Source organism: Planomonospora corallina, from assembly GCF_042650625.1.
Lineage (GTDB): Bacteria > Actinomycetota > Actinomycetes > Streptosporangiales > Streptosporangiaceae > Planomonospora_B > Planomonospora_B corallina.
Map to the genome: position 1 here is coordinate 21,034 of NZ_JBHSBM010000039.1, position 21,004 is coordinate 42,037.

At 72.2% G+C, this 21,004-nt stretch carries 21 protein-coding genes and 1 pseudogene; 14 read left to right on the forward strand and 8 right to left on the reverse strand.

Annotated elements, in window-relative coordinates:
• A partial coding sequence (locus ACFOWE_RS26615) for a hypothetical protein (RefSeq protein ID WP_377292500.1) occupies positions 1–215 on the reverse strand: 215 nt, incomplete at its 3' end.
• Positions 178–942, reverse strand: coding sequence for an ABC transporter ATP-binding protein (locus tag ACFOWE_RS26620; protein ID WP_377292502.1), 765 nt, complete (start codon positions 940–942; stop codon positions 178–180). The genes ACFOWE_RS26620 and ACFOWE_RS26615, both read right to left, overlap by 38 nt.
• A gap of 124 nt (positions 943–1,066) precedes the next feature.
• Between ACFOWE_RS26620 and ACFOWE_RS26625 the strand changes: the two genes are divergently transcribed.
• Positions 1,067–2,011 (forward strand): LysR family transcriptional regulator, encoded by a 945-nt coding sequence (locus ACFOWE_RS26625; protein WP_377292504.1) that lies wholly within the window; start codon positions 1,067–1,069, stop codon positions 2,009–2,011.
• Positions 2,012–2,439: 428 nt separating this feature from the next.
• Positions 2,440–3,414, forward strand: a complete 975-nt coding sequence (locus tag ACFOWE_RS26630) for a hypothetical protein (protein ID WP_377292506.1) — start codon at positions 2,440–2,442, stop codon at positions 3,412–3,414.
• 161 nt (positions 3,415–3,575) lie between these two features.
• Here ACFOWE_RS26630 and ACFOWE_RS26635 read toward each other — a convergent pair whose 3' ends face one another.
• Positions 3,576–4,478, reverse strand: coding sequence for a LysR family transcriptional regulator (locus tag ACFOWE_RS26635; RefSeq protein WP_377292508.1), 903 nt, complete (start codon positions 4,476–4,478; stop codon positions 3,576–3,578).
• Between the two features lie 116 nt (positions 4,479–4,594).
• Between ACFOWE_RS26635 and ACFOWE_RS26640 the strand changes: the two genes are divergently transcribed.
• Together ACFOWE_RS26640 and ACFOWE_RS26645 are read left to right on the forward strand one after the other, a co-directional pair.
• Positions 4,595–5,140 carry a dihydrofolate reductase family protein gene (locus ACFOWE_RS26640; protein WP_377292510.1) on the forward strand — a complete coding sequence of 182 codons (546 nt, stop codon included), beginning with the start codon at positions 4,595–4,597 and terminating at the stop codon, positions 5,138–5,140.
• A 30-nt stretch (positions 5,141–5,170) separates the two neighbouring features.
• On the forward strand, positions 5,171–6,043 hold the full coding sequence (locus tag ACFOWE_RS26645) for an alpha/beta fold hydrolase (protein ID WP_377292512.1): 873 nt from the start codon (positions 5,171–5,173) through the stop codon (positions 6,041–6,043).
• A gap of 337 nt (positions 6,044–6,380) precedes the next feature.
• Here the strand turns inward: ACFOWE_RS26645 and ACFOWE_RS26650 are convergent, their stop codons facing one another.
• The 3 genes from ACFOWE_RS26650 to ACFOWE_RS26660 all read right to left on the reverse strand — a co-directional run bounded on the left by ACFOWE_RS26650 (position 6,381) and on the right by ACFOWE_RS26660 (position 8,242).
• A complete protein-coding gene (locus tag ACFOWE_RS26650; protein ID WP_377292514.1) occupies positions 6,381–7,286 on the reverse strand; it encodes an LLM class flavin-dependent oxidoreductase in 906 nt (301 codons plus the stop codon).
• A 24-nt stretch (positions 7,287–7,310) separates the two neighbouring features.
• Entirely contained in the window at positions 7,311–7,691 is a 381-nt protein-coding gene (locus tag ACFOWE_RS26655) for an aldo/keto reductase (RefSeq protein ID WP_377292516.1), read from the reverse strand.
• Positions 7,692–7,777: 86 nt separating this feature from the next.
• Positions 7,778–8,242 carry a MarR family winged helix-turn-helix transcriptional regulator gene (locus ACFOWE_RS26660; RefSeq protein WP_377292518.1) on the reverse strand — a complete coding sequence of 155 codons (465 nt, stop codon included), beginning with the start codon at positions 8,240–8,242 and terminating at the stop codon, positions 7,778–7,780.
• A gap of 56 nt (positions 8,243–8,298) precedes the next feature.
• Here ACFOWE_RS26660 and ACFOWE_RS26665 point away from each other — a divergent pair, with 56 nt between their 5' ends.
• Positions 8,299–8,712: a hypothetical protein gene (locus ACFOWE_RS26665; protein WP_377292520.1), complete on the forward strand. Its 414-nt coding sequence runs from the start codon at positions 8,299–8,301 to the stop codon at positions 8,710–8,712.
• Positions 8,713–8,912: 200 nt separating this feature from the next.
• A complete protein-coding gene (locus ACFOWE_RS26670; protein WP_377292522.1) occupies positions 8,913–9,740 on the forward strand; it encodes an alpha/beta fold hydrolase in 828 nt (275 codons plus the stop codon).
• On the opposite strand, the gene ACFOWE_RS26675 is transcribed toward ACFOWE_RS26670, so the two are convergent.
• A complete protein-coding gene (locus tag ACFOWE_RS26675) occupies positions 9,737–10,021 on the reverse strand; it encodes a hypothetical protein (RefSeq protein WP_377292524.1) in 285 nt (94 codons plus the stop codon). The two genes, ACFOWE_RS26670 and ACFOWE_RS26675, sit on opposite strands and share 4 nt — an antisense overlap.
• Positions 10,022–10,321: 300 nt before the next feature.
• Between ACFOWE_RS26675 and ACFOWE_RS26680 the strand changes: the two genes are divergently transcribed.
• Positions 10,322–10,693: a hypothetical protein gene (locus tag ACFOWE_RS26680; protein WP_377292526.1), complete on the forward strand. Its 372-nt coding sequence runs from the start codon at positions 10,322–10,324 to the stop codon at positions 10,691–10,693.
• Positions 10,694–10,921: 228 nt separating this feature from the next.
• On the opposite strand, the gene ACFOWE_RS26685 is transcribed toward ACFOWE_RS26680, so the two are convergent.
• Positions 10,922–13,555 (reverse strand): GNAT family N-acetyltransferase, encoded by a 2,634-nt coding sequence (locus ACFOWE_RS26685; RefSeq protein WP_377292528.1) that lies wholly within the window; start codon positions 13,553–13,555, stop codon positions 10,922–10,924.
• 55 nt (positions 13,556–13,610) lie between these two features.
• On the opposite strand from ACFOWE_RS26685, the gene ACFOWE_RS26690 reads away from it, so the two are divergent.
• The 7 genes and pseudogenes from ACFOWE_RS26690 to ACFOWE_RS26720 form a co-directional block, all read left to right on the forward strand.
• A complete protein-coding gene (locus ACFOWE_RS26690; protein WP_377292530.1) occupies positions 13,611–14,318 on the forward strand; it encodes a siderophore-interacting protein in 708 nt (235 codons plus the stop codon).
• Positions 14,315–15,556, forward strand: coding sequence for an MFS transporter (locus ACFOWE_RS26695; RefSeq protein WP_377292532.1), 1,242 nt, complete (start codon positions 14,315–14,317; stop codon positions 15,554–15,556). The genes ACFOWE_RS26690 and ACFOWE_RS26695 overlap by 4 nt, the downstream gene beginning before the upstream one ends.
• Positions 15,557–15,584: 28 nt before the next feature.
• Complete coding sequence (locus tag ACFOWE_RS26700; RefSeq protein WP_377292534.1) at positions 15,585–17,072, forward strand: pyridoxal phosphate-dependent decarboxylase family protein; 1,488 nt, start codon at positions 15,585–15,587, stop codon at positions 17,070–17,072.
• Between the two features lie 41 nt (positions 17,073–17,113).
• A complete protein-coding gene (locus ACFOWE_RS26705) occupies positions 17,114–18,427 on the forward strand; it encodes a lysine N(6)-hydroxylase/L-ornithine N(5)-oxygenase family protein (RefSeq protein WP_377292536.1) in 1,314 nt (437 codons plus the stop codon).
• Between the two features lie 8 nt (positions 18,428–18,435).
• Positions 18,436–18,987: a GNAT family N-acetyltransferase gene (locus ACFOWE_RS26710; protein ID WP_377292538.1), complete on the forward strand. Its 552-nt coding sequence runs from the start codon at positions 18,436–18,438 to the stop codon at positions 18,985–18,987.
• Positions 18,984–20,786, forward strand: coding sequence for an IucA/IucC family protein (locus ACFOWE_RS26715; RefSeq protein WP_377292540.1), 1,803 nt, complete (start codon positions 18,984–18,986; stop codon positions 20,784–20,786). The genes ACFOWE_RS26710 and ACFOWE_RS26715 overlap by 4 nt, the downstream gene beginning before the upstream one ends.
• Positions 20,783–21,004: pseudogene (locus ACFOWE_RS26720) on the forward strand (MFS transporter); the annotation flags it as partial. The gene ACFOWE_RS26715 and the pseudogene ACFOWE_RS26720, both read left to right, overlap by 4 nt.

The following is a 21,004-nucleotide window of genomic DNA, read 5'->3' on the forward strand; positions in this document are numbered from 1 at the left end:
GCGGCGATCGCCGCCGCCCCGGGACCACCCGGTGCCGCCGGCACCACCAGCGACGACAGGCACACCAGCGTGATCAGCGGGCCGACGCCCAGCAGCTCGGTCCACGACAGGGCCCGCGCCAGCCGCCACGGCCGCACCGGGTAACCGCGCAGCCACTCGCGCGCGATGACTGACGGATCATGGCGGGGCCGGGCCAGCGGCCCGAACAGCCACATGCCGCCCCACACGGTGTACACGACCGCGCTCGTGCAGCGTCGAACCGGCGGCCACCTCCTCCACCGGTCCCTCGACGAGCATCTTGCCGCCGGCCACCACCGCCACCCGGCGGCAGTTGCGCTCGACGAAGTCCATGATGTGGCTCGACAGGACCACCGTGCCGCCGGCGTCGACGTACTGCTTGAGCACCTGCTCGATGGAGCGGGCCGAGACCGGGTCGATCGCCTCGAACGGCTCGTCCAGCACCAGCACCCGGGGCCGGTGCAGCATCGCCAGCGCCAGATTGATCTTCTTGCGCATGCCCGTGGAGTACTCCACGATCAGTGTGCGCGGGACCGCGTCCAGCCCAAGGATCTCCAGCAGGTCGCCCGCCCGTGCCCGCCAGCCGTCATCCAGGCCGCGCAGCCCGGCGCTGTAGCGCAGGACCTCGGTGGCGGTCAGCCGCTCGGGCAGCGACAGCCCGTCCATCATGACGCCGAGCTGGGCGAGCGCAGCCTCCCGCTCGGTGCGGAGATCGTGCCCGGCGATCCTGATCGAGCCCGAAGTGGGCTCCCGCAGCCCGCACACGGCCGTCAGAGTGGTGGTCTTGCCGGCGCCGTTGGGACCGACGATGCCGTAGAACATCCCCGGCGGGATGCTCAGGCCGAGCCGGTCGACGGCGAGTACGGAGCCGAAGCGCTGGGTGAGGTCCACCACCTCGACGGCGGGGACGGAGAGATCGAGCACGCGTGGAGACTTTCCTCAGGTGGATCGCAATCGATGGGGAAAGCCTTCCGGACCGCCTGCCCGGGGATCAACGACGGCTCCGATATCAGCCCATAACCCAGCACTTATGGATCGAAGGGCCGGAATGGAGCTGCGGGACATCGAGATCTTCCTCACCCTGTCCGAGGAACTGCACTTCAGCCGTACCGCCGAGAAGCTCCGCATCACCCAGGCCCGCGTCAGCCAGTCCATCAAGAAGCAGGAACGCCGCATCGGAGCCCCTCTGTTCGAGCGCACCAGCCGCACCGTGCGCATCACTCCCATCGGCAGCCGCCTGTACGACGACCTGCGCCGGGCCTACGACCTGATCCACAGCGGCCTCGCCCGGGCGACCAGCACCGCGCAGGGCGTCCAGGGCACCCTGCGGCTGGGTGTGATGGGCGCCCTGGGCAATGAACTGCGCCCGGTGATCGAGGAATTCCGCACCCGTCACCCCGGCTGCGACGTCCAGACCACCGAGTTCCACTTCAGCGAGCCCTTCACCGCCCTGCGCTCCGGCGAGGTCGACATGCAGCTGATGTGGCTGCCGGTCCGGGAAACCGATCTCACCGCGGGCCCGGTGGTCCTGACCGAGGGCCGCGTGCTCGCGGTCGCCGAGACCTCTGACCTCGCCCGCCGCACGTCGGTGTCGATGGAGGAGCTCGCCGGCCGTCACGTCCTCGACGCGGGCCCGGCGGCACCGGACTACTGGATCCACGCCATGATCCCCGCATCGACTCCGGCCGGACGGCCCGTCCCGCGCGGCCCGCGAGTCCGCACCTTCCACGAAGCGCTCACGCTCATCGCCGCCGGACAGATCGTCAGCACGCTCAACGCCCACGTCGACCGCTACTACACCTATCCGGGCATCGTCTACCTGCCCGTGCACGACGCTCCACGCACCGAATGGGCACTGATCCGGCGCGCTGCGGACGAGACACCGCTCATGCGGGCCTTCGCCCAGACGGGCCACGACATGGGGCCGCGGCCCATCGCCCCGGGACCCGAGGCGGGTTCGTACCGCGTTGAAAACGCGGCGCGTGAGGCCTGAACCGGCATTTCGCCAGAGCGGGCTCTCTCCGTTGACCATGCGCCGGCGACGGTCAAGGGCCCATGGTCGCTCGGTGATCGCTCGCGTGAATCCCCGGCCGACCTCCCGTCAGGAGCCACTCGACCGGCCACCGTACGGCGGCACGGAGAGCCCCCGATGGAGCCGAATCCTGGAGTTGTCATCCGATCACAGTCCGCTGGATCGAAGAGCCCGGTCAGAACGGTGCACCCGAGAACCCGGCACTCGCGGGCACGGCCACCTGACCGCAGGCCGGACCGACGTCCTCAGCCCTGCCATGACCAGCCCGGCTACCGGCGTGTGAAGCAGGAATCAGGGACATCGTGCGGACAGCGGTTCCCACCTACCCGGCCGCGCGCCCCGGGCCTGCAGACGATCACCGGACCCCGCCATCTTCTAGCCTGGCGGTCATGAGCGCCGGGAACGCCCACTACGTCGTCGTCGACCGTCACGGGCACCGGGTCTGGTCACAGCACGGCGGCGCCGCCACCTTCCACCGCGATCTGCTCTGGGGTCCGGAACGCACCCTCGACTTCATCCACCGGCAGCGAGGCGGCCACGCGGCCTTCTGGATGAACTCCGTGTGGTGGCAGGCCGTGGCCCTGCTCGACCTGCACGAGCGGCGGCTCTTCGTCCACACCGAACGCGAGATCGCCGGCTACCCCCGCACCGGCCTGCGCGAGATCCGTGCCTGGCTCGAGATCATGGCCGCCCTGTGGCCGGGCTGGACGGTGACGTGGGCGCCGCGCGGCCTGTATCAGATCATGGAGTATCTCGGCCTGCCGTACGACACCGTGCTCTACCTGGACGAACCCCCCTCTCCGCTGACAGGCCAGTGGGCTCAGGCACCCACCGAAGACGACGACCTGACCCGGGTCGCCTCCGCCCTCATCACCGTCCGCGACCAGGATGGCCGCCTGTCCTTCCGCGGCTGCTGGGCGAGCGGGCTGGCCGAGCCGCTGCTGTCCGGACCCGCCACGCTCGCCTCCCACCAGGAGGAGGCCCTCGAATTCGCGGTGCTGGAGTCGATCCCCTGGAGCGGGGCCTTCCTGGACGTCCCCGCCCGCCGCCTGGACTGGTGGTCGCTGGACTGCCTCCTCGATCCGGCGTGGCTGGCCCCGCAGTGGAGCGGCTGGACGCTCACCGACCACGGGGACGCCTTCGAGGAGGTCGCCGCCCTCATCGGCCCGGAGTTGCTGCTGGACGCGGGTACGGACGACGGCACCCTGCGGCGGGTCGCGGATTGGTTCGCCCGCCACACCGCCGACTCCCACGACCGCGAGCGCCTGCTCCGAATCCGCCCGGTCGAACGGACCGGCGCGCTCTGCCGGAAGAGCCGGAATTCAGTACCGGATGCAGGTCAAGCGCCCTGTGATGAATTCTGAAGCGGTACAGGCTTGAGCGGGGAGTCCTTCGGAGTGACTACGCGGCTCGGTGATACTCGTCGGTCAGTCCGCCGGGCATCCCGCTCGATCCGGCCTTCCAGCGGTACGGCGGCCCGCTCATCGGGCAGGCGCACGGCCCGTGGAGAGGACCGGTACGGGAATCAGGGGTGAACCGCTCGAGCCGCGTCGGTCGCGGCCCGGACGAACTCGCGGACCCGGCCGCTGGTGTTGGTGGTGAGCCAGATGGGACCCCAGTGGATGGGCGGGGCGTCCTGGAGGGGGACGTAGGCGACGTCGGGACGAGGATAGAAGCGGGCGGCGTGCTCGCCGACGGGGAAGACACCCTGGCCGGCGGCGATGAGGGCGAGGGCCTCACCGAAGCTCGTCGCCCGCGGGCCTTGTGGGACGGGCAGTCCGTCCCCGGTACGCGACGGAGTCCGGTCGGACTGGAATTTCCGCGGGATGTCCACCGGGACCTGGATCACCGGGTGGTCGGCGAGCGCCGCTACCGGTACCGCGTCCCTTCCGGCGAAGGCATGGTCGGCCGGGACGGCCAGCAGACGCGGCTCGGCCACCAGCACCGGGCCCGGGGTGAGGCCTGGTTGGGCGGCGAACAGAACGTCGGTGATCTGGACGTCGATGTCGCCGTCGAAGATCCGGGAGACGGTGTCGTGCCACTGCGTCTCGTGGATGTGCACTTCGCAGTCGGGGTGACGGGCGGCGAACACGCCGACGGTCTTGAGCAGGAGCTGGCCGGCGAGGGCGCCGAGGAATCCCACCCGCAGCACGCCGGTGACGCCCCGCCCCGTGTCGACCGCCCGCTGGAACGCGTCCTGGATGCCCTTGACATGCGGCCTCAGCTCATCGGCCAGCCGGGCGCCGAGTGGCGTGAGCCGGACGTGACGGCTGGTCCGCTCGAACAGCGGCGCACCGATCAGCCGTTCCACCTTCTTGATCGTCTGACTGACGCGTCCCGGAGTGAGCCGCAGGCGCTCGGCCGTGCGGCCGAAGTGCAGTTCGTCCGCGAGTACCAGAAAGATCTGGATCTCCTGCCGCTCCAGCATCGTGCCCCCGATCGTTGAGTCCGGCTAACCACCGCTTCGCTGATCACGCGTTGATGCAGGTCAGCCCGGCGCGCCATCGTTGGAGACCAGCGACACATGCTAACGAAAGCAACGGAATGAGAGCGAAACGAAAGATCGTGTCCGGACTGTTCATCTCTCTGGACGGGGTCGTGGAGGCGCCGGAGACCTGGCACTTCCCGTATCTGAACGAGGAGATGAACGCGGCGGTCGGCGCGATGCACGAGGAGGCCGACACCTTGCTGCTGGGCCGGGCGACCTACGAGACGTTCGCCGAGGTCTGGCCCCACCAGACCGGCGCGCTCGCCGACCGGATCAACAGCCTGCCCAAAATGGTCGTCTCGACCACCCTGGACGAGGCGGCCTGGGCGAACTCGACGCTGCTGGACGGCGACGCCGTCACCGCGCTGACCGAGGCCAAGAAGCGGCCGGGCGGGAACATCAACCTGTCCGGCAGCATCACCCTGACCCGGGCCCTGCTGGAGGCCGGGCTCATCGACGAGCTCCGTCTCCTGGTCCACCCGGTCGTGCTCGGCACCGGCCGCCGGCTCTTCCCCGAAGGCGCCGGCCGGGTGCCGCTGAAGCTGGTCCGATCCGCCGCGTTCGCCACAGGCGTCATGGACCTGACCTATCAGCCGCTCTGAACCCATCCACCACCACGCACGGAGAAGACCATGAACGATGTCCAGATCAGGACACTCCAGGTTCCGGGAGCGAACCTGCACTACGAGATCAGGGGCTCCGGGCCGCTGCTGCTCATGATCCCGGGTGCGCCCGCCGACGCCGGGGCGCTGGCCGGGCTCGCCACGGCACTGTCCGCCCGGTACACCGTCATCACCTACGACCAGCGCGGCCTGTCACGCAGCCCTCTGACCGGGCCCGCTCGTGATCAGGACGTGACCGTCTTCGCCGAGGACGCACACCGGCTGCTCACCGCGCACGGCGGCGGACCCGCCTGCGTACTGGGCAACAGCGGCGGCGCGCTCACCGCCCTGGACCTGGCCGCCCGCCACCCTGAGCAGGTCCGTGCCCTGGTGGCCCACGAGCCGCCGATTCCGGAGATACTGTCCGACCGCGAGCACTGGCGGACGGTATTCCAGAACGTCCAGGACACCTACCGCGCCGAAGGGCCTGACGCCGCGATGCGGAAATTCATCACCACGATCGAAGGGGAGCCCAGCGGCCCGCCGCAGATGCCCGACTTCTCCCAGATGCCTCCCGAAGCGCTGGAGATGATGGGCCGGATCCAGGAGAACATCGGCTTCTTCCTCGCCCACGTCCTGCTGCCCGTGCTGCGCTTCGTGCCGGACCTCCCCGCGTTGCGTTCCGCCGCCGGCCGGATCGCCATCGGAGTCGGAGCGGCTTCGCCCGACGGCGTCCCCCTCCGTTCCGCCCTCGCACTCGCCGAGCAGCTCGGCATCAAGCCGATCGAATTCCCCGGCGACCACCAGGGCCTTGCCCTCGACGCTTCCACCAGCGCCGGGATCATCCACGACGCCTTCACCCGCCTCACCCGGGATGCGGTTGCGTCCACGGAAGTGATGTAGGAGTTTCCCCAGCCGACAGGCGTGCCACCGGACATGAGGACGGCCATCGCGTGATCCTCCGTGATCGCGACATCGAGATCGGAGGAAGAGGGCGATGGCCGTGCCCACCGGTGTCGGCCCGATGGCGCGGCCGGCGGAGCGGATTCGAACCAGTGACCCAGGGCTGTCGCGATCCGGGGTGAAGGGCATGGCCGAGGCGAGGGTCGCGAGGAAGGCACGGTCCTCAGGAGCGGATCGCACCCTGACGCTTCCGCCGAACCGCCGTCTCAGCCCCACCGGACGCCCTCGGCCTCGCCTTGCCCGGCCCGGCCTGACGACGGGCCCTTCAGCCCGCACGCTACTTCGCGATGGCCTCCCGCACGGCCGGGGCGATCTCCTGAGCCCAGCGGGCCAGGGCGGTGAGGTCCGGGACACCGTGATCGGCCGCGAAGAGCGTGAAACCCGACGCACCGTGCTCCAGCACCGCCCCGGTCAACTCCTCCACCCACTGCTCCACGGAGCCGCCGAGCCAGCGCCCGTCCCGGTCACGGGTGGCGGGCAGCGGCCGGTCGGTGATGTCCCCGGGCAGGTTGAAGACCGTGCGGATCTCACCCGGATCACGGCCGGCGGCCACCGCCGCCTCCTCGATGACCGGCCGCGACGTGCGGTACCGCTCGCTGAGCCAGTCGGCCGCATGACCGGGGATCCAGCCGTCGGCCACCCGGCCGGTGACGGCCAGGGACTTGCGCCCGACCGAGCCGGTCCACACCGGCGGCGCGGCCACCGGAGCGGGCTCGATCCGGTGCACCCGATAGTGCCGGCCCCGGAAGGTGACCGCAGGACCGCCGCCCGACAGCAGCTTGACCAAGACGATCGCCTCCTCGAAGGCGTCCACGGCCTCGCCGGGCGCCAACCGCGGCACTCCCATGTCGGAGATCCGCTCCCACAACCCGCCCGCGCCCATGCCCAGCACGATCCGGCCGCCGGAGATCGCCGACAGCGACGTCACCGTCCGCGCCAGCATGGGGGCGGGCCGGGTCGGCAGGTTGGTGACGTTGGCGAATCCCGCGATGCGCTCCGTGCGCCCGAGGATGAAACCGAGCGCGGCGTAGGCGTCCACGCGCCCGCCGAGGTACGGGTGGTCCGACAGGGAGAAGACGTCCAGCCCGTCCCGGTCGGCCTGCCGGGTCATACGCAGCAGCTGGGGGATGTCATCGATGCCGGAATGGGCGCCGAACCCGAAGACGACGTCATGTGCGGACATTGCTCGACCTCTCAGAGAAGATGTTCACCAGGCGTATGCTTCCGGCGCGTGCCCGGCCCCGCTGAGGCCGGGCGGCGGGAACAGCTCCTCCAGCCTGGCCGGCGTGCTGTCGTCAAGGGTGATCCTCAGCGCGCGGAGCGAGCCGTCGAGCTGCTCGATCGTCCGGGGACCGATGATCGGCCCGGTCACGCCCTGCTGCGCGAGCAACCAGGCCAGTCCGACGTCCGCGGGATCCTCGCCGAGGTCGGCGCAGAGTTCCTCATACGCCTCGATGATCTCCCGACGTCCGGCCAGGACGGCGGCCGCCGCGGGAGGCGCCGCCCTGCCGCTGCTCGCGCAGGACGCCGCCGAGCACGCCGCGGAACCACCGTGACCGCCGCCGATGACGACAACCGTACGACTCATTGTTGACACTCCACCACAGAAAGGGGGATTAAGTTCGTGCTACGAATCATATTGGTTCGCAGCACGAACTACAACCCCTTTTCCGGTCAGTGCGAGTGGTCCGGCTCCATGAACACGCTGGGCACCTTGTTGTCCTCCACGACGCGGCCGAGCAGGACCGCGAGCGTGTCACGCTCCTCGGGCGCGAGCCCGGCGGTCAGCTCCTCGATGCGACGGCAGGTCTCGGCGTAGAACTCGTCGACCAGCCTGGCCCCCCGCCCGGTGAGCGCCACCCGCACCGCGCGGGAGTCGTGCGGATCGGGCTTGCGCTGGACCAGGCCGTTGCGTTCGCTGCGGTCGACCAGGCCGGTCAGGCTCGACTTGGCCAGGCCGAGCATCGCGCCCAGCTCGCTCATGCCGTACGGCCGAGGCATCAGGACGCACAACAACTGGCCCTGCTGCTGGGTCAGGCCGTACTCGCGGGCGGATTCTGCGTACACGGCGTCCACCAGGAAAGCGGACCGTACCAGCGCGGCCACCACCCCGATCGGGCCGTCGACATGCTTGCTCACCGGCCAAGGGTAACAAATTCGTATGACGAACCACTGTTTCGTTTTCGACAGAGGGCATGCGGGCGGAATCGACCGTCAGGCCCCCGATGGGGCCGGAGGCGAGCGGGCCGGCCGCTCTGGACTGGATCATCGTGGCCGTGGCCGCCTCGGCGGCGGTGACGGTCTCGGCCACCGTACGGTCCTGGGGCCGGCGGGTGCCGCGCTGGCTGCCGCTGGCCCCCGCGCTGATCGGCGCCGCCACGCTCGCGCCCTACGGAGCGATCGGACTCGTCTACGCCGCACTGGGCACCTTCGGGGCGGTGACCGTTCCCCGGGGGGACTTCCCCACCCCGGGCGACGCCCTGCTGGTGACCTGGATCGGGCTGGGCGCCTTCGCCGTGTACGGCGTCGCCCTGGCCGTGGCCGCCTGGTCCTGCCTGCGCCGCACCCGGCCGGTCTGCGCACCCCTCGGAGCGGGGGTCCCGGCATGAATCACGTGGTCCGGTACAGGGCGTGAGCCAGGAACCCTCCGAAAGGGCCGCGCGGCCCGGCGATGATCGTCGATCAGCTCGTCGAGTGTCTTCCGGCGTTCGGCCCGGCCCGAGTCCTGTGGGGTCGCGTTACCGGACCGTCATGCCACGATGATCGTGTTCTCGAACTCTGCCGGGGTCGACATGCCAAGGATGGCGGGATGGTCAGTTTCACTTCATATGACGGGACCGTGCTCGTCTGTCACGAGCGAGGGGAAGGGCCGGCGCTGGTCTGCCTGCCGGGCGGGCCGGGGCGGTCCTCGCGATACCTGGAGGATCTCGGTGGTCTGACAGCCCGGCGTCGGCTCTTCCTGCTGGACAATCGGGGAACCGGCGAGTCCGCGGCGCCACTCGATCCGGACACGTACGCGGTGGGCCGCATGGTCGCGGATGTCGAGGCGCTGCGTGCGCGTCTGGGGCTCGAACGGATGGACCTGCTCGGGCATTCGGCGGCCGGGGGGCTGGCGCTGCTGTACGCGGCCCGGTACCCCGAGCGGATAGGGCACCTGGTGCTGGTCACACCGAGCGTGCACCCGGTGGGGATCGAGATGACCGATGAGCAGTGGTACGCCCAGATCGAGCGCCGGGCCGGCGAGAGCTGGTACGAGAGCAGACTGCCTGACCTCAGGGCGTGGGACGCGGGCGACGAGAGCCGGCGCCTGAGGGCGCAGCCGTTCTTCTACAGCCCCTGGAACGAGGCGGCCGAAGCGCACGCCGCGCGGTTCGCCGAACGCTCGGCCGAGGCGGCGAAACGCTTCCACACCGGCATGCCCGCTGCCGAGGAGACCCGAGCGGGTCTGGCGAAGGTCACCGCGCCGGTCCTGGTGATCGCGGGAGAGCAGGATCCGGCACCGCTGCCCGAGCACGCGGCCGAACTGGCCGGGATCTTCCCGCGCGGGACCGGCATCGTGCTGCCCGGGGCGCACTACCCCTGGGTCACCGCTCCGCAGGCCTTCGCCGAGGCGATCGAGGGATTCCTCGGCGGCTAGCCGACCGGCGCACTCGCCGGGACGCACAGGGGCCGGGTCCGGCGCTGGTAGGAGACCGCGGCGACGGCCAGCGCCCAGCCGTATCCGCCGAACGCCAGCGACGCCGCTCCGCCGATGCCGGACAGGCCGTCGCCCAGGACGCCCGCGCCGGCGAGGATCCCGCTTCCGGTGCCGTACAGGGCGAGGGTCGGCGCGAGCACCCAGACCGGCGCCAGCGGCAGGAACCGGGGCACCCGCCGGCCCGACAGCCACGGCGTCCAGCGGGGAAAGACCATGCCCACGGCCGGACGAGTCCCAGCAGCAGGAACACGGCGAGCCCGACGCCGCAGGCCCCCGCCAGCACCATGGACCAGGCCGGCCGGAATCCGCCGGGCTCGATTCCCGGGACGCCGGCCGCGCCGAGGGCGTGCAGGGTGAGGTAGGGGAGGAACGCGCAGCAGCCGGCGTAGGCGATCCGCCGCACCGCCGGGGGCGCCGCGTGCGGCGCGGGGTGCCGCCGGCCCGACACCTGCGGAGGGTGCGCCCGGCCGCACCGGGGGCAGAGCCCGGCACTGCGGCGCGCATGCGCCAGCGCGGTGGCCGTGAACAGGGCTCCCACGGCGGCCAGGCACAACCGCTCGGCGAAGGTCACCCAGTCGCCGTCGCCGTGGCGGTCGGTGACCGTACCGGTCAGGACCAGCTGGATCAGGTTGAGCAGCACCCAGCAGCTCCCCGTCAGGGCCAGCGCCGCCACGCCCCACACGCCGGCCGACACGGCGCCGGGCGGCACCCGCGCACCCCACGGGCGTACGGCGGCGGCCGCGACCACGGCCCCGACGAGCAGCACCGCCGCGCCCGGCCACGTGACGTCGGGCAGGCCGAGGTCCGTGACGCCGAGGAACGAGCGGTATCCCCTGAGCCCGGCCACCAGCAGCACGCAGCCGTACACGGCGGCCGTCCCGCTCGCGGCGTGACCCGCCCACGACGCCCACCGCTGCCACCATCCGGCCGACGGCGTGATCGCGTGGTCACCGGAACGGCTCCCCATTCGGACCTCCGCGGGCTGGAGAAGACCCTGGAAGTCTGCTCCACCGGACCTTCGATCTCGCTGAGAGTCGCTGAGAACCCCCTCAGCCACGCCGGCCGTACGGCCATCTCGGGGTATCCCGGGGCGACCGCGATCGCGGTCGCCCCGGCGGCGGCTACGGAGCCGAGGGTTCCGTGCGCTGAGCGGCCGCGGGGTCGCCGAACAGCTCGGTGAACTCCTCGCGGGTGATGAACGCCAGCTGCGCCCGCTTGGTCGGCATGTCGATCTCGTCCTCGAAGCTGAAGCCGGAGACCTTCAGCCGGTTCAGGGCCCGGTCGTTGCGGACGTCGGGCTCGACGACCACGCGTCGCGCCCCGGGGTCGCGGAACAGGAACCGGCCCAGGGCCGAGGCCACCGCCACGGTCAGGCCGGGGGGCGGCTGCTCCCCGGGCATGAGCAGCAGGTGCATGCCGACGTCGCCGGGCTGCACGTCGTAGCGCTCGCCGACCGGGTCGGCGTCCGGCTCGTAGCTCTGGAACACCCCGATCGGCCGGTCGCCGAGCCGCATCAGGAACGCGTGGTGGGTGGAGAGGCCGTCGACCAGCTCGTAGATCTCCCGGACCCGCTCGACGGAGTGGTCGAGCATGCCCCAGAACGCGGCGCGGGGCTGGGTGACCCAGCCGTGCACCAGTTCGGCGTCCGCCTTCGGGTCCAGCACGGTCAGGCTGAACCGGCCCAGGCCCGGCAGGTCCTCTTCGTACACGACCTCAGCCATCGTCGGGTCTCCTTCCACAGGGATGAGCTCGCCGGCGGCCCAATGCGCCGACTGGTCGAGGAAATGCGGGTCGCCGGCGCGGCCGGACGCTCCGAACGGGACGATCCACCGGCTGGCGGCCCGGTCGCCCACCTGCCAGACGTAGCGGGCGACGGGCCCGCGCCAGCAGGCGTCGGACACCCCGGGCACGCTGCTGGTGGCCAGCACCGCGTCGTTGTCGCCGGAGAGCCGGGTACGGGCGCGCAGAGCCTCGACGGCGGCGTCCACCGCCGGGTCGACGCCGAGGTGCACCGGGTGCAGCAGGTGGCGCTCGCCCCAGGCGCCCGGCTCCGGACCGGCCGCCACCTCGTCGAGCGCCGCCGCGGCCGGCGCCAGCGGGTCGCCGCCCAGCCCCGGCAGTGCGGTGACCAGGCCGTCGAGCGCCAGGCCCACGCGCGTGGCCGGGTCGGTCCACGGGGTGAAGAGTTCGTCGAAGGCGCTCGGCGCCCGCAGCGGGCGCAGGGCGGGCTCGTCCGCCAGCCGCCGGGCGAGGGCGGCCCGCCAGGCGGCGAACGCGCCGGCGTCGGCGCTGCCGGCGTCCATGCGGCCGTCCCAGGCGAGGAGCCGCTCGCGCAGGGCCGCCCCGGCCGGGCCGAGCCCCTGCGCGGGCAGCCGCCGGAGCAGGCCCAGCAGGACGGCGGGGTCGGCGGACGTGTCGGTGTGCACGGCTTCGGCGGGCGTGCCGTCGGCGAGCAGCGCCCGGATGCGGCGGGCACGGTGCGGCGGGGCGAAGTCGCCGCCGAGCTCCGCGGTGTCCCCCGCGCGGCGGTCGTTGGCGTGCACCTCGACGTCCGGCACGGCGGCGGACGGCATCGGGGCGTACCCGTCGTGCCAGCGGTAGCGGGGGTCCCAGGCCGGGACCGGCTCGGCGCGGCAGCGGTCGTCGCGGACCGGCACCCGGCCGGCGACCAGGCGCAGCACCGTGCCGGTGTCGTCGGCGACGAGCACGCTGTTGACCGGCTCCACCCACTCGCGCAGGGCCTCGGCGACGTCGCCGGCGCGGCGGGCGCGCAGCAGCGGCAGCAGCGCGTCGAAGCCCAGCTCGCCGCCGGCGCGGGCGGGCGTGCGCAGGCTGATCGCCTCGCCGGTGGTCCGGTCGGCGTCGATGACCGGGCCGCGCGCCGTCTCGACGACCTCGACCTCGACCGCGTCGCCGCCGCGCACCTCGATCCGCTCGACGTGGTACTGCACGGCGCTCCAGCCGTCCGCCTCCCGGGCCTCGATCCGCCCGTCGCGGCGGCGCAGCCGTTCGCGGTAGAGGTCCTGGTAGTCGGCCATCGCGTTGGTGATGGCCCAGGCGACCGGGCCGGCGTGGCCGAAGTGCGGCACGCCCGGGACGCCGGGGAAGGCCAGCCCGGCCACGTCGAACTCCGGGCAGGCGAGGCGGACCTGCTGGTAGATCCCCGGCAGTTCGAGTACGCGGTGCGGGTCGCCGGCGATCACGGCGGGCCGTCCGGCGGCCGGGTCCCCCGCCACCGCCCAGGCGTTGCTGCCCGCGCCGGCCGGTCCCTCCATGGCGAACAGGTCGTGGGCGCCGGGACCCAGGGTGGCGCTGACGTGGGCGCGCCAGAGCTTGTTCGGGAAGGTCGAGAAGAGGATGTGCTGGACGAGGAAGACGCCGAGCGGCGACCAGGGCCGCCACGGGTCGGGAGCGCACCCGGTCGCGCCGAACTCCGGGGCCTCGGCGTGCGGCAGGGCGTCGTTGACGCCGTCCACGTAGGCCTCGATCCAGCGCCTGGTCTCCGGGCGCAGCCGCTGGAAGCAGCGGCGGGCGGTGTCGTCCAGCCGGGCCCGCCGGGCGAACCGGTCCCAGGGGACGTGTGCGGGGCCCAGCCGTTCGGCGAGCCGGCCCTCGGAGCGCCACTTCTCGGTCTGCACCTGCCAGGCGCGGTCGGTGACGGCCGTGAATCCCTGCACGTAGGACAGGTCATCGACGGTGTCGCCCCACATGTGCGGAATGCCCCACTCATCCCGATGGGTGGCACCCCTCCGCATGTGACCCCCCTTAGGTTAACCTCTCCTTACTAAGGATGACCTTACCGGAGGAAACGTGGCTAATTGGGAGGCGTTGGTCCTCAGAGCGCTCGGCGGCCGGAACTTCCGGCTGACGGTGCTCGAGACCGAACCGGTCGGCGGGCGCTACCACCGTCTGCGCGTTGACGACGGTGGGTTGCTCGACGCCTGCGGCGTCCATCCGACGATGTGGGTCCGGCTCTGGTTCGACGACGGCGGCCGGCCGCACCAGCGGGCGTACACCCTGGTCGACCCGGACCCGGAGACCGGCCGGTTCAGCCTCGAGTTCGCCCTGCACGACGGGTGCGCGGCCCGCTGGGCCACCGCGGCCGCCGCCGGCGACACGATCGAGGCGACCGTGCAGGGCACGGGATTCACCTGGCCGGATCCCGCCCCCGAGCACCTCTACGCCGCCGGCGACGCGGCGTCGCTGCCGGCGATCAACAGCCTGCTGGACTCGGCGCCCGACGTCGCCGCCACCATCTGGCTCGAGTACGCCCACGACGACGAGCGGGCGCTGCCGGTACGAGCCCGGGAGCACCACACGGTGACGTGGCTCCCCCGCCAGGACGACGGCCGGCTGCTGGTCGACACCGTCCGCGCCGGGGTGCCGGCCGCGCCCGCGGCGTACTACTGGATCGCCTGCGAGGCCGCCAGCACCCGCGCGCTCACCAAGCACCTGCGGCGGGAGCTCGGCGTCGGCAAGGACCGGATCTCCTCACTCGCCTACTGGAGCGCCCGATGATGCGCCGCAACGCGATCCTGCTGAGCCTGTACACCACCCAGTACATCGGGGTGGGCTTCGTCTCCATCGGGCTGATCGCCATCCTCCGCGACGGCGGCACCTCGCTGGAGACGCTGGGCGCGCTGACGCTGATCGGCCTCGTCTGGCCGCTCAAGGTGCTCTGGGCGCCGCTGCTGGACCGGTTCGGCTCGCCGGCGCGCGGGCACTACCGGTCCTGGCTGCTGGTCCTGCAGTCCGGCCTGGTCCTCACCCTCCTGGCGCTGCTGCCGTTCGCCCCCTCCTCCGGCGGGGACCTCGGCCCGCTCGTGCTGGTCTGCGCCGCCTACGTGCTGCTGTCGGCCACCCAGGACATCGCCGTCGACGCGATCGCGGTACGGCTGCTCGCCGAGTCCGAGCGCGGTTCCGGCAACGGTGTGCAGCTCGCGGGCGTGTCGCTGGGCACGGTGCTCGGCGGCGGCCTCTGCCTGGTCGTCTACGACCAGGGCGGATGGACGGCGGCGATCCTGCTGCTGGCCGCGCTGACCGCGCTCGGCCTGATCACGGTGTGGCGGTTCCGGGAGGACCCGCGCACCGACCGGGCACCGGGACTGGGCCCGGCGTACCGGGCGCTGCTGTCGGTCTTCGCCCAGCCGGGCTGCCGCCGGTGGACGTTCGCGGTGGTCACCCTGGTCTACATCGGCTCCGGCGCGGCCTGGGCCCTGGTCACCCCGGCGCTGGTGGACGCGGGCTGGTCCGAGAGCCGCATCGGGATCGTCACCGGCGTCGTGGTCAGCATCCCGGCGATCGTGGCCGGGCTCGTCGCGGGCGGCTTCGTCAGCCGCGCCGGCCGCGCCCGTGTCCTGGTGATCGGCGGCGCCCTGCTCGCGGTGGCGACCGCGGGCCTGCTGCCGCTGCTGTCGGGCCAGGCGCCGACCCTCGGCACGACCGTCGCGCTCAGCGCCTTCATGGCCGCGTACACCGGGGTCAACGTCGTGATCTACACCGTGAACATGGACTACTCGCGGCCGGACAGCGCCGGCACGGACTTCACGATGCTGTCGTCGGTCGGGCTCGCCTGCTCCTTCGTCTCGTCGTCGATCGGCCTGACCGCCGCCGCCTGGTTCGGCTACCCCGCCGTGGCCCTCGGCTCGATCGTGGTGCTGGGCCTGGGCGTGCTGCTCGGCGTCCGGCACCAGGGCCGGTTCGCGCCCGCCCGCACGCCCGCCGCCGTCCGGCCGAACCCGGCCGCTTCCGCCTGATCCCCCGCAACCCCCGGAGGAAGACCCCATGCTGCCCGCCGCCCGCGAGCACCTGCTCACCAACGCCACGGCCGACCGGTACCTGCGCACGGTCACCGAGGGCGCGGCCCGTGTCGCCGACCGGATCGCCGGGACCGACCGGCCGTTCACCGGGATCGCCCCGGAGCACCTCGCCCTCGAGGTCGACACGGTCGACCTCGACCGGCCCCTGGGCGACGCGTCCGCCGCGCTGGACGAGCTGAACGACGTGTACCTGCGCGACGCGGTGTACTTCCACCACCCCCGCTACCTGGCCCACCTCAACTGCCCGGTGGTGATCCCGGCGCTGCTGGGCGAGGCGGTGCTGTCCGCGGTCAACTCCTCGCTGGACACCTGGGACCAGAGCGCCGGCGGCACGCTGATCGAGCAGCGCCTGATCGACTGGACCGCCCAGCGGATCGGCCTCGGCCCGCTCGCCGACGGGATCTTCACCAGCGGCGGCAGCCAGTCCAACCTGCAGGCCCTGCTGCTGGCCCGGGAGGAGGCGCTCGCCGCGTCCGGGCTGCCTCGCGCGCAGGCGCTGCCCCGGCTGCGCGTCCTCGCCTCCGCCGCCGGCCACTTCAGCGTGCAGAAGTCGGCGAAGCTGCTCGGCCTGGCCCCCGACGCGGTCGTCACCGTCGAGGTCGACGCGGACCGGCGGATGCGCCCGGCGGCGCTCGACCGCGCGCTCGAGAGCTGCCGCCGCGACGGCTCCATCGTCATGGCCGTGGTCGCCACCGCCGGCACCACCGACTTCGGCTCGATCGACCCGCTGCCCGAGATCGCCCGGCGCTGCGCGGCGGCCGGCGTGTGGCTGCACGTCGACGCCGCGTACGGGTGCGGGTTGCTGGCCTCACGCACCCGCCGCCACCTGCTCGACGGCATCGAGCAGGCCGACTCGGTCACCGTGGACTACCACAAGTCGTTCTTCCAGCCGGTCAGCTCCAGCGCGCTGCTGGTGCGCGACGGCCGTACCCTGCGGCACGCCACCTACCACGCCGACTACCTCAACCCCGAGCGGATGGTGGCCGAGCGCATCCCCAACCAGGTGAACAAGAGCCTGCAGACCACCCGCCGCTTCGACGCGCTCAAGCTGTGGATGACCCTGCGCATCATGGGCGCCGACGCGATCGGCGAGCTCTTCGACGACGTGGTGGACCGGGCCGCGGCCGCCTGGAACCTGCTCGGCGAGGACCCCCGCTTCGAGGTCGTCACCCGCTCGCAGCTGAGCACCGTCGTCTTCCGCTACCTGCCGACCGGGCCGGGACGCGTGTACGCCGACGCCGCCAACCTGCACGCCCGCAAGGCGCTGGCCGCCTCCGGCGACGCGGTGGTCGCGGGCACCACGGTCGACGGCCGGCAGTTCCTCAAGTTCACCCTGCTCAACCCCGAGACGACGATCGACGACATCGCCGCCGTCGTGGAGCTCGTCGCCGAGCACGCCGGCCGGTACGTCGAACACGCGATCGGCCCGGTGCTCGCCTGCACCGCCTCGTGACCCGCCACCCGACCTCTCACCCGACCCTCAGGAGACCCGCCATGTCCACCCACGACTTCATCGCGATCGGGCTCGGCCCGTTCAATCTGGGGCTGGCGTGCCTGACCGAGCCGATCGCCGAACTGGACGGGCTGTTCCTCGAGGCCCGCCCGGAGGCGGACTTCGGCTGGCACCCCGGGATGGTGCTGGACGGCACGCACCTGCAGACGCCCTTCCTCTGCGACCTGGTGACCCTCGCCGACCCGACGTCGCCGTACTCGTTCCTCAACTACCTCAAGGAGTCCGGGCGCCTGTACCCCTTCTACATACGGGAGGACTTCTATCCGCTGCGCAGCGAGTACAACAACTACTGCCGCTGGGCCGCGGGCCGGCTGAGCAACGTGCGCTTCGGCCAGGCGGTGACCGAGGTGCGCTACGACGACCGGGACGGGCTCTACACCGTCCACGTCGGTGAGCGGCACACCTACCGCGCCCGGCACCTCGTCCTGGGGACCGGGACGCAGCCGCACATCCCGGAGGCCTGCCGGGACCTCGGCGACCTCGGCGACCTCGGCGACCTCGGCGACGTGGTGCACAACTCGGCGTACCTGACGCACCGCGACGCCCTGCGGCGCAAGCGCAGCATCACCGTCGTCGGCAGCGGGCAGAGCGCCGCCGAGGTCTACCACGACCTGCTCGGCACCATCGACACCGACGGGTACCAGCTCAACTGGGTCACCCGGTCGCCGCGGTTCTTCCCGCTGGAGTACACGAAGCTGACGCTGGAGATGACGTCACCGGACTACGTCGACTACTTCCACGCGCTGCCCGAGCCGACCCGGTACCGCCTGGAGAGCGAGCAGAAGGGGCTGTTCAAGGGGATCAGCTCCGAGCTGGTCAACGCCATCTACGACCTGCTGTACGCCAAGAGCGTCGACCGGCCGGTGCCCACCCGGCTGCTGACCAACACCGCGCTGACCGGTGCCGCCCGCGACGAGGCCACCGGCACGTACACCCTGGACCTGCGCCACGAGGAGCAGGGGCGCGAGTTCACGCTGACCACCGAGGCCCTGGTGCTGGCCACCGGATACCAGCACACCGTGCCGGCGTTCCTGGAGCCGATCCGCGACCGCATCCGGTGGGACGCGGCCGGCCGCTACGACGTGGCCCGCAACTACAGCATCGACGTCACCGGCCGCGGCGTCTTCGTGCAGAACGCCGGCACGCACACGCACAGCGTGACCTCGCCGGACCTCGGCATGGGCGCCTACCGCAACTCGTGGATCGTGCGCGAGCTGCTCGGCCGCGAGCACTACCCGATCGAGAAGAGCATCGCCTTCCAGGAGTTCGGCGCGCCGGCGGGGGGGCAGGCATGACCGACGGCATGACCGCCGTTTTCGTCCGCGGCGAGTACGCGCTGCGCCCGCTCGACGTCGAGGCCGACATCGAGCCGCTACACCGCTGGGTGACGCACCCCAAGGCGGTGTACTGGATGATGCAGGGCGCCGACGCGGCCACCGTCGCCGCCGAGTACCGGCGCATCGTCGAGCACCCGCACCGCGGGGCGTACCTGGGCCTGTACCGAGGTGAGCCGGCGTTCCTGGCCGAACGCTACGACCCCCGCCACGTCGAGCTGGCCGGGCTGTACGAGCCCGAGGACGGCGACGTCGGCATGCACTTCCTCACCGCGCCGGCCGAGACGCCGGTGCACGGCTTCACCCGCGCGGTGATCACCACCGTGATGGCCTGGCTCTTCGCCGACCCCGCCGTGCGCCGGGTGGTCGTCGAACCCGACGTCCGCAACACCGCCGTGCACGCCCTCAACGCCGCCGTCGGCTTCACCGTCGTCGGCCCGATCACCAAGCCCGAGAAGACCGCACTGCTCAGCGTATGCACCCGCGCGCAGTTCCTCGCCGCCACCGGAGTACCCGCGTGACCAACGCCGCCACCGCCCACCTCGACCCCGCACACTGGGAGCGCGCCAACCGGCTGCTCGTGCGCAAGGCGCTCGCCGAGTTCGCCCACGAGAGACTGCTGACCCCGGTCCCCGACGGCGACGGCTTCACGGTCCGCAGCGACGACGGCACGGTGGAGTACCGGTTCACCGCCCGCATGTACGCGCTCGACCACTGGGAGATCGACGCGGACAGCATCACCCGGCGCCGGGCCGGCGCCGAGCTGCCGCTGGACGCGCTGGACCTCTGCCTCGACCTGCGCGGCGCGCTCGGGCTGCGCGACGAGATCCTGCCGGTGTACCTGGAGGAGATCACCGCCACCCTGGCGAGCAGCGCCTGGAAGCTCGGCCACCGCGCCCGGTGCGCCCGGGAACTGGCCGCCGCCGACTTCCAGGCCATCGAGTCCGGCATGACCGAGGGGCACCCGGGCTTCGTCGCCAACAACGGCCGGATCGGCTTCGGCGTCGACGACTACCACCGGTACGCGCCGGAGGTGGCGGCGCCGGTCCGGCTGGTCTGGCTGGCCGCGCACCGCGACCACGCCACGTTCACCTGCAGCGCGGACACCGACTACGACCGCCACGTCCGCGCCGAGCTCGGCGCGGAGACCGTCGCCGCGTTCGCCGCCACCCTTTCCGACCTCGGTCTCGACCCGGCCGACTACCTGCTGCTGCCGGTGCACCCGTGGCAGTGGTGGAACAAGCTGTCGGTGACCTTCGCCGGCGAGCTCGCCACCCGCCGGCTGGTCTTCCTCGGCCGCGGACCCGACGAGTACGTGGCCCAGCAGTCGATCCGCACCTTCTTCAACGTCTCCGACCCGGCGCGGCACTACGTCAAGACCTCCGTGTCGGTGCTGAACATGGGCTTCATGCGCGGACTGTCCGCGGCGTACATGGAGGCCACCCCCGCCATCAACGACTGGCTGGCGGAGCTGATCGCGGGCGACGAGGCGTTCCGGGCGAGCGGGCTCACCATCCTGCGCGAACGCGCCGCGATCGGCTACCGGCACCGGCAGTTCGAAGCGGCCACCGACCGCTACTCGCCCTACCGCAAGATGCTCGCCGCGCTGTGGCGCGAGAGCCCGGTGCCGGCGCTGCGGCCCGGCGAGCGGCTCGCCACCATGGCCTCGCTGCTCCACGTCGACCAGCAGGGCCACTCCCTGGCCGCGACGCTCATCGAACGCTCCGGGCTGCCTCCGCGGGTGTGGCTGCGCCGCTATCTGGACGCCTACCTCACCCCGCTGCTGCACGCGTTCTACGCCTACGACCTGGCGTTCATGCCGCACGGCGAGAACGTCATCCTGGTGCTCGACGGCGACACCGTGAACCGGGTGATCTTCAAGGACATCGCCGAGGAGATCGTCGTCATGGACCCCGGCGCGACCCTGCCCGAGTCCGTCGAGCGCGTCCGCGCCGACGTGCCGGAGGACATGCGGCTGCTGTCCATCTTCACCGACGTGTTCGACGGCTTCCTGCGCTACCTCAACGTCATCCTCGCCGAACGCGGGGTGCTCACGCAGGAGGAGTTCTGGGGCACGGTCGCCGAGTGCGCGCTCGCGTACCAGGAGAGCGCCCCCCATCTGGCCGACCGGTTCGCCCGCTACGACCTGTTCGCGGCGGAGTTCGCGCTGTCCTGCCTCAACCGGCTCCAGCTGCGCGACAACCAGCAGATGGTGGACCTCGCCGACCCGTCGGCCGCGCTGCAGCTGGTCGGCACGCTGCGCAACCCGGTCGCCGCCTTCGCGCCCCGGCGGGCGGGCACGGTCCCGGCCGCGCCGTGACCGCGCCCCCCGCACCGGAGCGGCTGCGGACCCGGTGGCTCGTCCTCGCGGTGCTCTGCCTCGCCGAGCTCGTCGTGGTCCTCGACCACACCGTGCTCAACGTCGCGATCCCGACGCTGACCGCGGAGCTCGGCGCGGACACCGCGCAGGTGCAGTGGATCATCAACGCGTACGCGCTCAGCCAGGCCGGCCTGCTGCTCGCCGCGGGATCCGCCGCC